This window comes from Nocardia sputi (genome assembly GCF_023501985.1).
In genome coordinates this window covers 131825-144834 of record NZ_JAMFLC010000018.1, presented here as the reverse complement: position 1 = coordinate 144834, position 13010 = coordinate 131825, and the positions used below count along the sequence as shown (strand labels likewise).

The window sequence follows — 13010 nt, the reverse complement described above, 5'->3', positions numbered from 1 at the left end:
CACATGTGGGACTATCGCCCGCGCACGGGTCAGCCCAACTTGATGCATCATCTCACGCCGAACCGGTGGCGGGCCTCCGTGGTCTCGCAGTGGGTACGGCACCACCTGAAGATGCTGAACACGTAGGTGGCAGGTCCAACGGGGCCCGTAGTGACCTCGGCACATGCACGGCACGCGGCCCGGACGCGGACCGAGCACAACGGTAGTGCTTCACCTCACGCTGAACCGGTGGCCGGGTCGAAACGGGCCGTATGTGGTCCCCGCGCTACTCGGCGCTCGACTCGTCGCGAAGGGAGGGTCGCCGGCGGAGCCGCTGGCGACTTCGTCACATGCGCGACTACCCGCCCGGGTCCGGCAGCGTGGCGCGGTGATGCTTCGACACGTGGGCGGCCGGACGCTGCGGCCGTGCATCGCGGTTCGCGCTGTGATCGAATCGAGGTTGCCGAGCTCGTAGGGGGGCGTGTCGCGGCCTCGGGGTTCGGGTGGTGCGTCGAATTCGTCGGAAAATGCCGCAAAGGCCGGGGTAACGGTTGGTGCGGCAGCACAATAAGCGGGGGCGGCATCGGGAAAAGGAGTACCGGGCAGCGTGATCACGAGACTGACGCCGCAGGACACGGCGTTCTACCGGCTCGAGTCGAGCAGCAATCCGATCCACATCGGCTCTCTCGCGATCGTGCAGAACACCGAATCGGGCGACGGCTCCGGCCTGCCGATCCTGGACTACGACCGGCTGATCGACCTGGTCGAGAGCAGGCTCGCGCTGGTGCCGAGGTACCGGCGCAAAGTGCGGGAGATCCCGCTGTCGCTGGGGCGGCCGGTCTGGGTCGAGGACAGCCGGTTCGACATCACCTATCACATCCGGCGCTCGGCGCTGCCCGGTCCGGGCACCGACGAACAACTACACGACCTGGTCGCCCGGCTCGCCTCCCACCCCTTGGACCCGGCCCGGCCGCTGTGGGAGATGTACCTGATCGAACGGCTGTCCGAGGGCCGCTGCGCGATCTTCACAAAGACCCATTCCGCGCTGGTGGACGGGGACACCGCACTCGAGATCGGTCACGTGATCCTCGACGCCGGGCCGGCGCCACGCGAGTTCGCGGGCGACGACTGGATCGCGCCACGCGAACCCGGCGAAGTGGAACTGCTGGTGAGCGCGCTGGGCCAGCTCGCCGCGCAGCCGCGCCGGGCGCTGGAAGTGGCCCGCGACGCGAGCGCCAACGCGTTCGCGGTGCTCGGAACGGCGGGCAAGGCGGTGGAGTCGGTGGTCGCCGCCGTGCGCACCGCCGCGACCGGCGCACCCGACAGCCCGCTGAACACCCGCACTTCGCGCAATCGGCGCTTCGCCGTGGTGCGCACCGACTTGGCCGACTACCGCACGATCCGCAAGCGTTTCGGCTGTTCGATCAACGACGCGATCCTCGCGGTGGTCACCGGCGCCCTGCGCAACTGGCTGCTGTCGCGCGGCGAAGCGCTCAGCGAGTCGACCACGCTGCGGGCGGTGGTGCCGATGTCGGTGTATGTCGAGGGGACCGACGGCCAGGCGCAATCGGCGAGCGAGGTGTCCTCGTTCCTGATCGATCTGCCGGTCGGCGAGCCGAATCCGGTGATGCGGCTGTCGCACATCGCGCACGCCACCGAATCCAACGGGCGGCAGCGGCGCGGCGTCCGCGCGCGTACCCTCGTGCACCTGGCCGGATTCGCTCCGGCCAGCCTGCACGCGATGAGTGTGCGCGCGGCGAGTACCTTCGCAGAACACACGTTCAATCTGGTGATCACCAACGCGCCGGGTCCGCAAGCGCCGATGTACATCGGCGGCGCGCGGATGCTGGAGATGTACCCGGTGTCGCCACTGCTGCGCAATCAAGCGTCGAGTATCGGGATCACGTCCTACGACGGGCGCGTGTTCTACGGGCTCAACGCCGACCGCGACGCGATGGCCGACATCGGCGTGCTCGCCACGGCGGTGCGCGATTCCATGGAGGAGATGCTCGGTGCCTGCGTCTGATCAGAAGAAGCTGCGGGTCTACATCCCGGCTACGGTGCCGATGCTGCGCGAGCTGGTCGAGCGCAGGGAACTGACGCCGGTCAGCGGGACCGCCTTCGCGGTGACGCCCGCGCTGCGCGAGGCCTACGCCTCCGGTGACGAGGAAGAGCTCGGCGAGGTCGCCATGAACGAGGCCGCCCGCGCCTCGCTGCGACTGCTCGCCGCCGAACGCGAGGCGATCGGGTCGTCGGAGGACTCCGACCCCGACTCGGACCCCGACCCCGACTCCGACGAGGCCGCGCCGGTCACCGGCGGCGGGCCGGTGTACCGCCGCGCGGTGATCGCCGCCGACGTGACCGGCGCGAAATTGCGACCCGACCTCGACGACGCGGTGGTCCGGCTGACGGGTCCGATCGGCTACCAGCAGATCGCCTCTGTGCACGTCGATCTGGCCGACGCCGAGCCGCAGGTGGCCAAGGCCGTCGATGTGGTCGACGCGGCCGATCTCGGCGACACCGACGCCGAGTTCGTGCTCGGGGACGCCGAAGATCATCAACTGGCCTGGTACGCCGCACAGGAATTGCCGTTCCTGCTCGAACTGCTCTGACCCGCGCCGCCGTGCGCGGACTCGTCCCCCGCCATAACCTACGATGCCGTAACCTTGCGGCGAGGCATCCGATCGGGGAGACGGCGGCCTTGCGCATCCGACGACAGGGAGACCAACGGCAGCGATGGGTTCGAAAATAGGGAGCTTCTCCGTGCGAGGCGTCCGTGCGTGGCTGGAGGCGCCCGCCGCGAGCGTCGCCGAGCGCGGCGGCAAGTTGAACGTGTTGCGCGGCGCCGTGGCGCGAGTGACCACGCCGTTGCTGCCGGACGACTACTTGCATCTGGCCAACCCGTTGTGGTCGGCCCGCGAGCTGCGCGGACGCATCGTGGAGGTACGCAAGGAGACCGCCGACGCCGCGACGCTGGTGATCCAGCCGGGGTGGGGTTTCGACTTCAAATACCTGCCCGGCCAGTACATCGGCATCGGCCTCCTGGTCGACGGACGCTGGCACTGGCGCTCGTACTCGCTGACCTGTCCGCCGGATTGGTCCGTGCCCGGCCACGGCGGTAAGCGGCTGATCTCCATCGCCGTGAAGGCCATGCCCGAAGGCTTCCTGTCCAGCCACCTGGTCGGCGGCGTGCCGGTCGGCACCGTCGTCCGGCTCGCCGCGCCACAGGGCGGGTTCGTGTTGCCGTACCCGCCGCCGGAGAAGGTGCTGTTCCTCACCGCGGGCAGCGGCATCACACCCGTGATGTCCATGCTGCGCGCGATGGACCGCCGCGAGTCGTTCACGGACGTGGCGCACCTGCACTCGGCGCGCACCGCCGACGACGTGATGTTCGGTGCGGAGCTGCACGAACTGCACGAGCGCAACCCGGGCTTCGACACCCGCCTGCGTCTCACCGCCGAGCAGGGCAAGTTCGTTCTCGCCGATCTCGACACCGAGTTCCCGGATTGGCGCGAACGCGACACCTGGGCGTGCGGACCGGCCGCGATGCTCGACGAGATCGAGAACCACTGGCGCGAGGCGGGCCTGTCGGACCGGCTGCACGTGGAACGTTTCGAGATCGAGCGCTCGGCGGTCGGCGAGGGCGGCACGGTCACCTTCGGCAAGACCGGCCGCACCGTCGAGGCGGACGGTGCGACCAGCCTGCTCGAAGCCGGCGAGTCCGCCGGGGTGCAGATGCCGTTCGGCTGCCGGATGGGCATCTGCCAGACCTGCGTCGTCACCTTGAGTTCCGGCCACGTGCGCGATCTGCGCAACGGCGAGGAGCACCGGGAAGGCGACAAAGTGCAGACCTGCATCTCGGTAGCGGCGGGCGACTGCACCCTGGACGTGTAGTCCGGCAGGTACCCTCGATGTGAATCGAGTAGGGAAAGGACCCCGGTGGCCATCACCGACATCAAGGCGTTTGCCCACCTCACCACGACCGATATCGAGACGCTGGGGCAGGAACTCGATTCCATCCGGCGTTCGGTGGAGCTGTCCCGTGGCGAGCGTGATGCCAAGTACATCCGGCGCGCGATCGCGGCGCAACGCGGCCTCGAAGTAGCGGGCCGCGCCGTGCTGTTCGGCAGCCGTAACCGCTGGGCCTGGTTGACCGGCACCGCGCTGCTCTCGGTCGCCAAGATCATCGAGAACATGGAGCTCGGGCACAATGTCAGCCACGGGCAATGGGACTGGATGAACGACCCGGAGATCCACTCCACATCGTGGGAGTGGGACATGACCGGCCCTTCCGCGCAGTGGCGCCGCGCGCACAACTATTCCCACCACACCTACACCAATGTCCTGGGCAAGGACGAGGATCTCGGCTTCGGCATCCTCCGTATGACCCGCGACGAGCCGTGGCGACCGATCCATTTGGTGCAACCGCTGGCGAACCTGCTGCTCGCCGCGACCTTCGAGTGGGGCATCGCCCTGCACGACTGGAGCATCGAGAAGGAGCTCGCGGGCACCCCGCCCTGGCAGCTGATGTCGGAGCCGAATGTGGCGTTCGGCCGCAAGATCCGCCGTCAGGTGGCCAAGGACTTCCTGTTCTATCCCGCGCTCACCGGTCCGGCGTTCAAGCAGACCTTGAAGGCGAACGCGACGGCGAATCTGGTCCGCAACCTGTGGGCGTACGCGGTGATCTTCTGCGGTCATTTCCCCGACGGCGCGGAGAAGTTCACCGTCGAGCAGCTCGAGAACGAGACCAGCGGCGAGTGGTACCTGCGCCAGATGCTCGGCAGCGCGAACTTCAAGGCGGGGCCCGCCATGGCGTTCATGAGCGGCAACCTCTGCTACCAGATCGAGCATCATCTGTTCCCCGATCTGCCGAGCAACCGGTACCCGGAGATCGCGGTGCGGGTGCGCGAGCTGTGCGACAAGTACGACCTGCCCTACACCACCGGGTCGCTGGCCAAGCAGTATCTGCTCGCCTTCCGCACCATCCACAAGCTGGCACTGCCGGACCGGTTCCTCAAGGCGACCGCCGACAACGCGCCGGAGACCTCGTCGGAACGCAAGTTCGCCGGTATCACGCTGCCGACGCTCGGCACGGAGTCCACGCATTGGCTGCGCGTCGATCCGGAGACCGGCAAGCGGCGGGGCCTGCGTTCGGCGCTGCACGAGGCGAAGGTCGTGCTGCAGGACAAGGCGCGACAGGAGAAGGAGATGCTGCGTGAGGCCAAGGCGGCGCTGAAGGAGAAGGCCGAACACGAGCGAGAGGTACTGCGGGGCGCCAAGGTCGCGCTTCAGGAGCGAGCCCGGCACGAACAAGCGGCGCTGCGCGAGAAGGCGATGCGTGACAGGCATTTCAGCTTCCGCCGAAAGGCACGGTAAACTACCAGCCCACATCTCCAGTCGCAATAGGGTATTTGACACAGCCACGCGGTGAACTTCGTAACCTACGCTCTCGTAACTTACGGTAAGGTAACCCATATGGCGATCTCGGATGTCAAGGAATACGCCCACCTCACCGAGGCCGACGTGGAAGCGCTCGGCGCGGAATTCGATGCGATCCGGCGAGAAATCGAGGCCTCGCGCGGCGAGCGCGACGCGAAGTACATCCGCAATGTCATCCGCTTGCAGCGAGTCCTCGAGATCAGCGGCCGTGCGGTGCTGTTCGCCAGCCCGGTGCGCGCCGCGTGGCTGGCAGGCGTCGCCCTGCTCGGTACGGCCAAGATCATCGAGAACATGGAGATCGGGCACAACGTCATGCACGGGCAGTGGGACTGGATGAACGATCCGGAAATCCACTCCAGCTCATGGGAATGGGACAACACCGGCGCGGCCAAGCACTGGAAGCACACCCACAACTACCTGCACCACAAGTACACCAACGTGCTCGGCATGGACGACGACATCGGCTACGGCCTGCTGCGGGTGACGCGCGACCAGCGCTGGAAGCCGTTCAACCTGGGCAACCCGGTCTACAACCTGGTGTTGCAGCTGTTCTTCGAGTACGGCGTTGCCATCCAGCACTTGGAGCTGGGCAAATTGGCGGCGGGCCGGTACAAGCCGGGCTCCCCTGAGCGGGCCGAGTTCGAGCGCAAGCGCAGCGAGGCGCTCACCAAGATGGGCAAGCAGGTCCTGAAGGACTACGTGGTCTTCCCCGCGCTCACCGGCCCCGCGTTCTTCTCCACGCTGACGGCCAACCTGGCCGCCAACGCGGTCCGCAACGTCTGGTCCAACGCGGTGATCTTCTGCGGGCATTTCCCGGACGGCGCGGAGAAATTCACCAGGGACGATATCGACGGCGAGACCAAGGGCCAGTGGTACCTGCGCCAGATGCTGGGCAGCGCCAACATCTCCGGCGGCCCGGTCATGCACTTCATGACCGGCAACCTGAGCCACCAGATCGAACATCATCTGTTCCCCGATCTGCCCAGCAACCGGTACGCCGATATCGCGGTGCGAGTGCGCGAGCTGGCCGACAAGTACGACCTGCCCTACACCACCGGTTCGCTGCCGGTGCAGTACTTCAAGGCGTGGCGCACCATCCTCAAGCTGGCGCTGCCGAACAAGTACCTGCGGGCCACCCCCGACGATGCTCCCGAAACCGCGTCGGAACGCAGGTTCGGCGGCCGCACCGCCGCCACGATCGATCCGGTGACCGGTCGGCGCCGCGGTCTGCGCACCGCGCTCGCCCAGGGACGCCGGCGGCTCGCCCGGCGCAGCGCCTCCGCCGCCCGCTGAGTCTCGTCGGCTCGGATCTCGCGATCCGGGCCGACGGACATCGGAACGCGGACGCCGACGCCGTGCGCGGTGGACTCGCCGGGTTTGATTGACTCGGGCGGTGCATGCTGAGGTTCTGAGCGTCTACGAGGCCATCCGGCGCCGCCGCGACGTCCGCGCGGAGTTCACCGGTGAACTCGTGGACGATGCGACACTGTGGCGGCTGCTGGAGGCCGCGCATCGGGCGCCCAGCGTAGGGAATTCGCAGCCGTGGGATTTCGTGGTGGTCCGCGAACCGGTGACACTGCGCAAGTTCGCCGACCACGTGGCAGGCAAACGCGTCGAGTTCCGGGACGCGCTGCCAGCCGAGCGTGCCGCGACCTTCGAGCCGATCAAGATCGAGGGCATTCTCGAGAGCGGCACCGGAATCGTGGTCTGCTACGACCACGATCGCGGCGGGCCGCAGGTACTGGGCCGGGCCACGGTGCCCGAAACCGGCATCTATTCCGCGGTTCTCGCCATCCAGAACCTGTGGCTGGCCGCCACCGCCGAAGGCATCGGCGTCGGCTGGGTGTCGTTCTACGATCCCGGGTTCCTGGCCGACCTGATCGACCTCCCGGAGGGCGTCCGCCCGGTCGCTTGGCTGTGCGTCGGGCCGGTGCACGAAATCCAGCGCGTCCCAGACCTCGAGCGCTTCGGCTGGCGCGCCGGGAGACCGTTGACCGACGCGGTGCACCGCGAAACCTATCGCGGCTGAATTCCTTCGCCCGGCCGCGCATCGTTACCCAAATGTGTGGATCGTTCATGGTTCAATCGAATGCCGATCGGGTACGACAAGGGCGAAACTGCTTCGCACGCAGTGCGCTTGATCGTTAGTTCGTCGGTTCCAGGAGGTTTGTGCAATGGCCAATGTCGATGCTGTTCGGCTGTCGAGCGAGCTGGGCATCGATCTGGCACAGGCGATGTTGCGCCTGCGTCGGGAGGGCATCCCCGGCGAGACCAAGCACCAGACCTGTCTTCGGCTGATCGCCGACGAGGGACGCAAGCGGCGGGGCGCCACGGGCAAGGCCTGAGGCCGCCGCCGGTAGCGCCCCGCCGACCGACGCGGAACTCGGAGCCGGTCGGCGGGGCACCGCGTCAGACGCGTTCGAGCACCGCCGACGCGCCGATACCGCCCGCGGCGCAGATACCCAGCAACGCCGTGCTCTTGCCCGTGCGCGCCAGCTCGTTGGCCATGCTGGTCACCATGCGCGCACCGGTGGCGCCGAACGGGTGACCGAGCGAGATCGAGCCTCCGTGCACGTTCAGTTTGTCGACGTCCACTTCGCCGACGGCGGTGTCGCGATCGAGCCGGGTCTTGGCCCATTCGTCGCTGGCGAGCGCGGTCAGCACTGCCAAGGTCTGGGCTGCGAAGGCCTCGTGGATATCGACGAGATCGGCGTCGCCCAGCGACATTCCGGCCTTCTCCAGCGCGCGCGGCATCGAGATGGCGGGGCCGATCAGCACTTGATCGGCCGGATCGACGCTCACGTAGCTCCACGACCGGAACGCCGCCAGGGGCCGGTAGCCGAGAGCATGCGCTTTCTCCTCGCTCATCAGCAGCACCGCGGCGGCCCCGTCGGTGAGCGGGCTGGCGTTGCCTGCGGTCACGCTGCCGTCGGCGGCGAAAACCGGTTTCAGAGCGGCTAGTTTCGCGACGCTGGTGTCGGCGCGCACCAGACCGTCGCGCGCGATGTCCTCCTCTTCGGGCGTGCGGACTCGCAGCACCTCGTCGTCGAATCGGCCCGACTCGATGGCAGCCGCCGCGCGGTGGTGCGAGCGGGCGGCGAACTCGTCCTGATCGGCGCGGCTCACGCCGTGCATGCGCGCCATCTTCTCGGCCGACTCCCCCATCACCTCGCCGGTGGTGCGCTCGGCGATCCTGGGACGGCTCGGCAGCAGGTCGGTGAACGGCGCGAGGCGCGCGACCGCGGACAGGTAGTCCTTCGGCTTCGGCTTGCCCAGTGCCAGCGGCGCTGCCGCGTGCACGACCTTCTGTGGCAGCTTCACCTCGGCGTTCGAAGTGGAATCACTGCCGCCCGCGATCATGACGTCGTACTCGCCCCGCTCGATGGCGGCCGCGGCCGAGGTGACCGCCTGCAGACCCGAGGCGCAGGCCCTGGTCACCGTGTAGCCCTCACAGCCCGGGTCCAACCGCAGGTCCAGCGCGATCTCCCGCGCGATGTTGGGCGCCGCGCTCGGCAGGATGACGCCGCCCCACACGATCGCCTCCACTTGCGCGCCGCGCAGCCCCGTGCGCTCCAGCAAGCCGCGCACCGCGGCGTCGGCCAGCGCGATGGAGTCCATGGTGGTGTATCCGGTGAACGCTCGCAGGAACGGCGTTCGCGCACCGGACACGATCACAGCACGGCGAGCAGCTCTGGTGGCCATGCGATTTCCTTTCGAAAGCTTCGGACCACCAAACTTACTGCAAAGTAAGGTTCACCGTCGACCCCCTTCGCCGACGGTGAACCCGACCAGCGACGATCCCCTCCACCGCCGCTGATCCGGTCTGCCACGCGCCGTTGCGCGGCAGACCGGAGACGCCCGTCCCGGCGGACGCCCCTGCGCGCTCCGGAACCACCGCATGACTCCGCTGCCATCCGACGCAAAGAACGGTAACAAACTTTCGACGCAGTTTTCAAATAGTTTCTATTCATTTGCCTCCGAGCTATCGGCGACTTACCATGAACCCACTATGCATAGCCCTTCGGAGCTGTCGCGGCAGAAGAGATTCGGGCGAATCATCAAAGAACGCCGGGACGAGCTCGGCCTCACCCAGCTACAGATCGGCGACCTCGGGGGACCTTCGGCGCCGACCATCCGGAAGATCGAAGACGGCGAGGCGACGATCAGCATGCAGACGCTGAACAAACTCGACGCCCCGCTGCGATGGCTTCCGGGCAGCGCCGCACGCACCTATGCGGGAGGCGTCCCCGCCGCCGACGAACCCGCGAACGGCGAACGCGGCGCGGGTGACTCGGTGGTGGCCGGGCCGGACGCGATCCGGTTCGAGATCTCCGACCTCACCGGCCTTCTCGCGGCATCGGGGCGGCTCACCGATGCCGTCGAGAACGGTCGCACCGCCGACCCGCAGGTGGTCTCCGCGATCGCGGAACTCAACCGGGTGGTCTCCAAACTGTCCGCGCGGTACGCGACCGCCATGCTCGAACGCAACGGCGGACCTGGCAGGCAATTGCACCCGCTGGTGGAAATGGCCTTCGCGCATCTGCTCGCGGTTCCCGCGGAGGTGAGCGATTCCGGCGAGCTACAGGAACGCCGGTACCGCCGCTGGCTGGCCGGTCGATCGGAGGATATCGATGCAGCGACCGAAGCCCGATTCCGCGCACGCTGGCTAGCGGCCAACGTGGCGACGACAGCGCCACGAAGCGGTGAGTGAAGGGGCAGGAATGATCGACGACGGACCGCACGGCACGGCCCCGGCATTGAGTCACAAGATCAATCGGCTGTTCGCCGTGGTGCATCCGCGATCCGCGCCGGAGCGCAGCACCGAATCCGTCGCCGCGCAGGTCAGCGAATTCCTCGGCCGCACGGTGCCCGCCGACTACCTGACCCGTCTGCGCGACGGCGCGTTCGACGACGAGAACGCCGCGGCGTCAGTCGATGTCGAGATCCTGGCCGCGGTGGCGCACGGCTTCGGCGTGGCCGCCGATTACCTGCTGACCAGTGGACCCGCCGCGAACGCGATCGACCGGGAACTCGAATTGCTCGCCACCATGCGGGATGCGAACGTCGCCAGCATCGCGCTGCGCGGGTCCAACATCGATCGGTCGATACTGGCCGAGATCATCCGGAGCACGGAAAGGTCGATGCCGCCGAGTCGGTAGCATGCTTCCCTACATGGGCCACCGAGCTTTTGTAGGAGACCGATCGCATGGCCATCCAGGCCCGGTTCCGGAGCTTGACCCGGGACCTCCCGATACCCCACCCATGGGATTTGCAGACCTATCTCGACGACATCGCGGCCTACCGTGGCCGCAGCATCAGCCTGTTGCCGATCGATACCGCGCTGCTCGCGGGCACCGGATGCGGCACGGGCAGCGGCCTGTGGATCGCGAAACAGGACAGCGACGTCATCGTCTACGGCGCCGACACCACCGAATGGCACGCCGAGCACATCATCGCGCACGAACTCGGCCACATGCTGCTCGGACACGGCCCGGAACAGTCCGAACCCGGTGACCCGTCCTCGAGCACACCGACCGTGGCCGCCGTGGCCGACCTGCTGCCCTCGATCTCGCCCGAGTCGATCGCCCACGTGCTCGGCCGCACCGACTACGGCACCATCCGCGAGCGCGACGCGGAGACCTTCGCCGACATGGTGATGCTGCACGCCATGCGTCCGCCGCGCCGCGACTCACTGCTGCACCGCACGTTCTTCCGCGACCGGCGGCGGTGACGTCGCCGATTCCCGGCGCCGTCGGGATTTCGGCTCGGATCGGCGGCTGCTGGTCGCGCCGGCACGCCGATGGCCACGGGGCCGTTCGACGCAGATCTCCGGGCATCCAGCCGGTGAGCTGAATGCCCGGAGAAGTGGAGACGAGCAGTGCGGTTCGTTTACGTCAGGCCAGACGGATCAGACCGTAGTCGAAGGCGTGACGGCGGTAGACCACCGAGGGCCGGTCGGTCTCCTTGTCGTGGAACAGGAAGAAGTCGTGGCCGACGAGCTCCATCTGATAGAGGGCGTCGTCGACGGACATCGGAGTCGCCGCGTGCACCTTCGTGCGCACGATATGACCTGGACCCGCTTCGTAGTCCGGCTCCGGGGCTTCCTCCGGGTGCGCGTGCGCGGCGCCGGACTCCCCGAGCCGCTCGAACAGGGAGTCGTCCACCAGGGCGGCTGTAGCCTGGGCGACGGAGACCGGCGTCTTGTCGCCGTAATGCACCTTGCGCCGATCCTTGGTGCGGCGCAACCGGCTCTCCATCTTCGCGGTCACCGACTCGAAGGCGGCATAGAAACTGTCCGCGCAGGCCTCGGCCCGCACGACGGGACCCTTTCCGCGCGCGGTGATTTCGACGCGCTGGCAGTTCTTGCGCTGCCGACGGTTGCGCTCGTGGAACAGCTCCACGTCGAACAGGAAGATCGACGGATCGAAGCGTTCTAATCGGGAGAGTTTTTCCGCGACGTAAACACGAAAGTGGTCGGGCACCTCGACGTTGCGGCCTTTCACCACGATGTCGCCGCGTGGCGCCCGTGGTCGTTCCGCTGCGGGTTGCTCTGATGCTTCCTGGGTGCCGGAATCCAGCACCGAAGTAGCGGGATCATTCACTGAAGGTCGTGAAGAAGTCGTCACGCGTACCTCCCGGATCTGGCCGCACCGACCGATTCCAGTGCGGCGGGATGAGCAGTGCCGAGCGACAATTACCCGGCACGAGTTGTCCGAGGCGCCACCTCCAAACTTGCGGTTCGGGTGTGTGTCCGCGACGCTAGTCCGCCAACGGGCTGATCGCCAGTGTTCACGCAAATTTCCCGGAGTCAAGCAGCACACGTAACGAGAACGCCATGTGTCGGCAACCCTGCCCGCTCGAGCGCGAGCATCGACTCGCGGGCCGTCGCACCGGTGGTCAGCACGTCGTCGACCAGCACTACCTCGGCATCGGCCGGTACTCCCCAGTCGGCGGCGCGACCGGGAATCGTGGTCACCCGCCCAGCCAGGTTGCGAGTCCGCTGTGCGGGTGTCAAGCCCACCGAATCACGCACTCCGCGCCGCACTCGCAACAAGGGCAACATCCGGCTGTTCGGCAGCCATCGCACAGCTACCGAGGCCGCACGCAGCACCGGATCGCCGCCTCTGCGCCGCGCCGCCACCCCCCTGCTCGGCGCGGGCACCAGGACCAGCGGAAGACGTGGCGAGCGCAGCTCGGCGAGCGCTCCCGCGAGCCCCACTCCGAGTGGTTCCGCCAGATCCCGCCGTCCTCGCTCCTTGACGGCGAGCACCGCGCGGCGCGCTGGACCCGCGTACGGCCCGAGCGCCCAGCACGGGACGCCCGGGTCGGTGCGCGGCCACACCCGCACCGGCGGACCGGCCAGAGCGAGTGCGCATTCGGCGCACCAACCGGCTCCAGGACGTCCGCAACCCGCACAGGCGGCGGGCAGCACCAGATCGAGCAGGGTTCGCATCAACCGAGTGTGCGTCCACCGGCCGACAAGTTCGCTCGACCGCTACGGCGATCGCGGCAGAACGCCGGTTTCGTTGCCGCGGAACTGTTTGCGCCACTCCGGCGGTGCGGCCGCGGTCTCCCACTCTTGACAGGCAAGT

The 13010-nt window shown here is 67.8% G+C and carries 13 protein-coding genes; 10 read left to right on the top strand and 3 right to left on the bottom strand.

Annotation, left to right across the window (positions count from 1 at the left end; translation table 11 throughout):
* The first annotated feature begins 586 nt into the window (after positions 1-586).
* The 7 genes from M8859_RS23515 to M8859_RS23485 all read left to right on the top strand — a co-directional run bounded on the left by M8859_RS23515 (position 587) and on the right by M8859_RS23485 (position 7763).
* On the top strand, positions 587-2005 hold the full coding sequence (locus M8859_RS23515) for a WS/DGAT/MGAT family O-acyltransferase (RefSeq protein WP_159920629.1): 1419 nt from the start codon (positions 587-589) through the stop codon (positions 2003-2005).
* A gap of 10 nt (positions 2006-2015) precedes the next feature.
* Positions 2016-2591, top strand: a complete 576-nt coding sequence (locus M8859_RS23510) for a DUF6912 family protein (protein ID WP_195069575.1) — start codon at positions 2016-2018, stop codon at positions 2589-2591.
* 124 nt (positions 2592-2715) lie between these two features.
* The gene (locus tag M8859_RS23505; protein WP_159920626.1) at positions 2716-3873 is read left to right on the top strand and encodes a ferredoxin reductase; all 1158 of its coding nucleotides are present in this window, start codon (positions 2716-2718) and stop codon (positions 3871-3873) included.
* A gap of 45 nt (positions 3874-3918) precedes the next feature.
* Positions 3919-5355 carry a fatty acid desaturase gene (locus M8859_RS23500; RefSeq protein WP_249644819.1) on the top strand — a complete coding sequence of 479 codons (1437 nt, stop codon included), beginning with the start codon at positions 3919-3921 and terminating at the stop codon, positions 5353-5355.
* Positions 5356-5454: 99 nt separating this feature from the next.
* Entirely contained in the window at positions 5455-6711 is a 1257-nt protein-coding gene (locus M8859_RS23495; RefSeq protein WP_195069499.1) for a fatty acid desaturase family protein, read from the top strand.
* A 115-nt stretch (positions 6712-6826) separates the two neighbouring features.
* The gene (gene bluB, locus M8859_RS23490; protein ID WP_249644849.1) at positions 6827-7447 is read left to right on the top strand and encodes a 5,6-dimethylbenzimidazole synthase; all 621 of its coding nucleotides are present in this window, start codon (positions 6827-6829) and stop codon (positions 7445-7447) included.
* A 145-nt stretch (positions 7448-7592) separates the two neighbouring features.
* A complete protein-coding gene (locus M8859_RS23485) occupies positions 7593-7763 on the top strand; it encodes a hypothetical protein (RefSeq protein ID WP_159920618.1) in 171 nt (56 codons plus the stop codon).
* 64 nt (positions 7764-7827) lie between these two features.
* Here M8859_RS23485 and M8859_RS23480 read toward each other — a convergent pair whose 3' ends face one another.
* Entirely contained in the window at positions 7828-9120 is a 1293-nt protein-coding gene (locus M8859_RS23480) for an acetyl-CoA C-acyltransferase (protein ID WP_195069500.1), read from the bottom strand.
* Between the two features lie 307 nt (positions 9121-9427).
* On the opposite strand from M8859_RS23480, the gene M8859_RS23475 reads away from it, so the two are divergent.
* Genes M8859_RS23475 through M8859_RS23465 form a run of 3 tightly spaced genes read left to right on the top strand, consistent with a single transcriptional unit; the run spans position 9428 to position 11149 of the window.
* Positions 9428-10129, top strand: a complete 702-nt coding sequence (locus tag M8859_RS23475; protein ID WP_159920614.1) for a helix-turn-helix domain-containing protein — start codon at positions 9428-9430, stop codon at positions 10127-10129.
* Positions 10130-10139: 10 nt separating this feature from the next.
* A complete protein-coding gene (locus M8859_RS23470; RefSeq protein ID WP_195069501.1) occupies positions 10140-10577 on the top strand; it encodes a hypothetical protein in 438 nt (145 codons plus the stop codon).
* A gap of 47 nt (positions 10578-10624) precedes the next feature.
* Positions 10625-11149 (top strand): zinc metalloprotease, encoded by a 525-nt coding sequence (locus M8859_RS23465; protein ID WP_159920610.1) that lies wholly within the window; start codon positions 10625-10627, stop codon positions 11147-11149.
* Between the two features lie 163 nt (positions 11150-11312).
* Here M8859_RS23465 and hpf read toward each other — a convergent pair whose 3' ends face one another.
* Together hpf and M8859_RS23455 are read right to left on the bottom strand one after the other, a co-directional pair.
* Complete coding sequence (gene hpf / locus M8859_RS23460) at positions 11313-12044, bottom strand: ribosome hibernation-promoting factor, HPF/YfiA family (RefSeq protein ID WP_370523772.1); 732 nt, start codon at positions 12042-12044, stop codon at positions 11313-11315.
* Between the two features lie 182 nt (positions 12045-12226).
* Positions 12227-12871 carry a ComF family protein gene (locus M8859_RS23455; RefSeq protein WP_201295149.1) on the bottom strand — a complete coding sequence of 215 codons (645 nt, stop codon included), beginning with the start codon at positions 12869-12871 and terminating at the stop codon, positions 12227-12229.
* Positions 12872-13010: the final 139 nt, after the last annotated feature.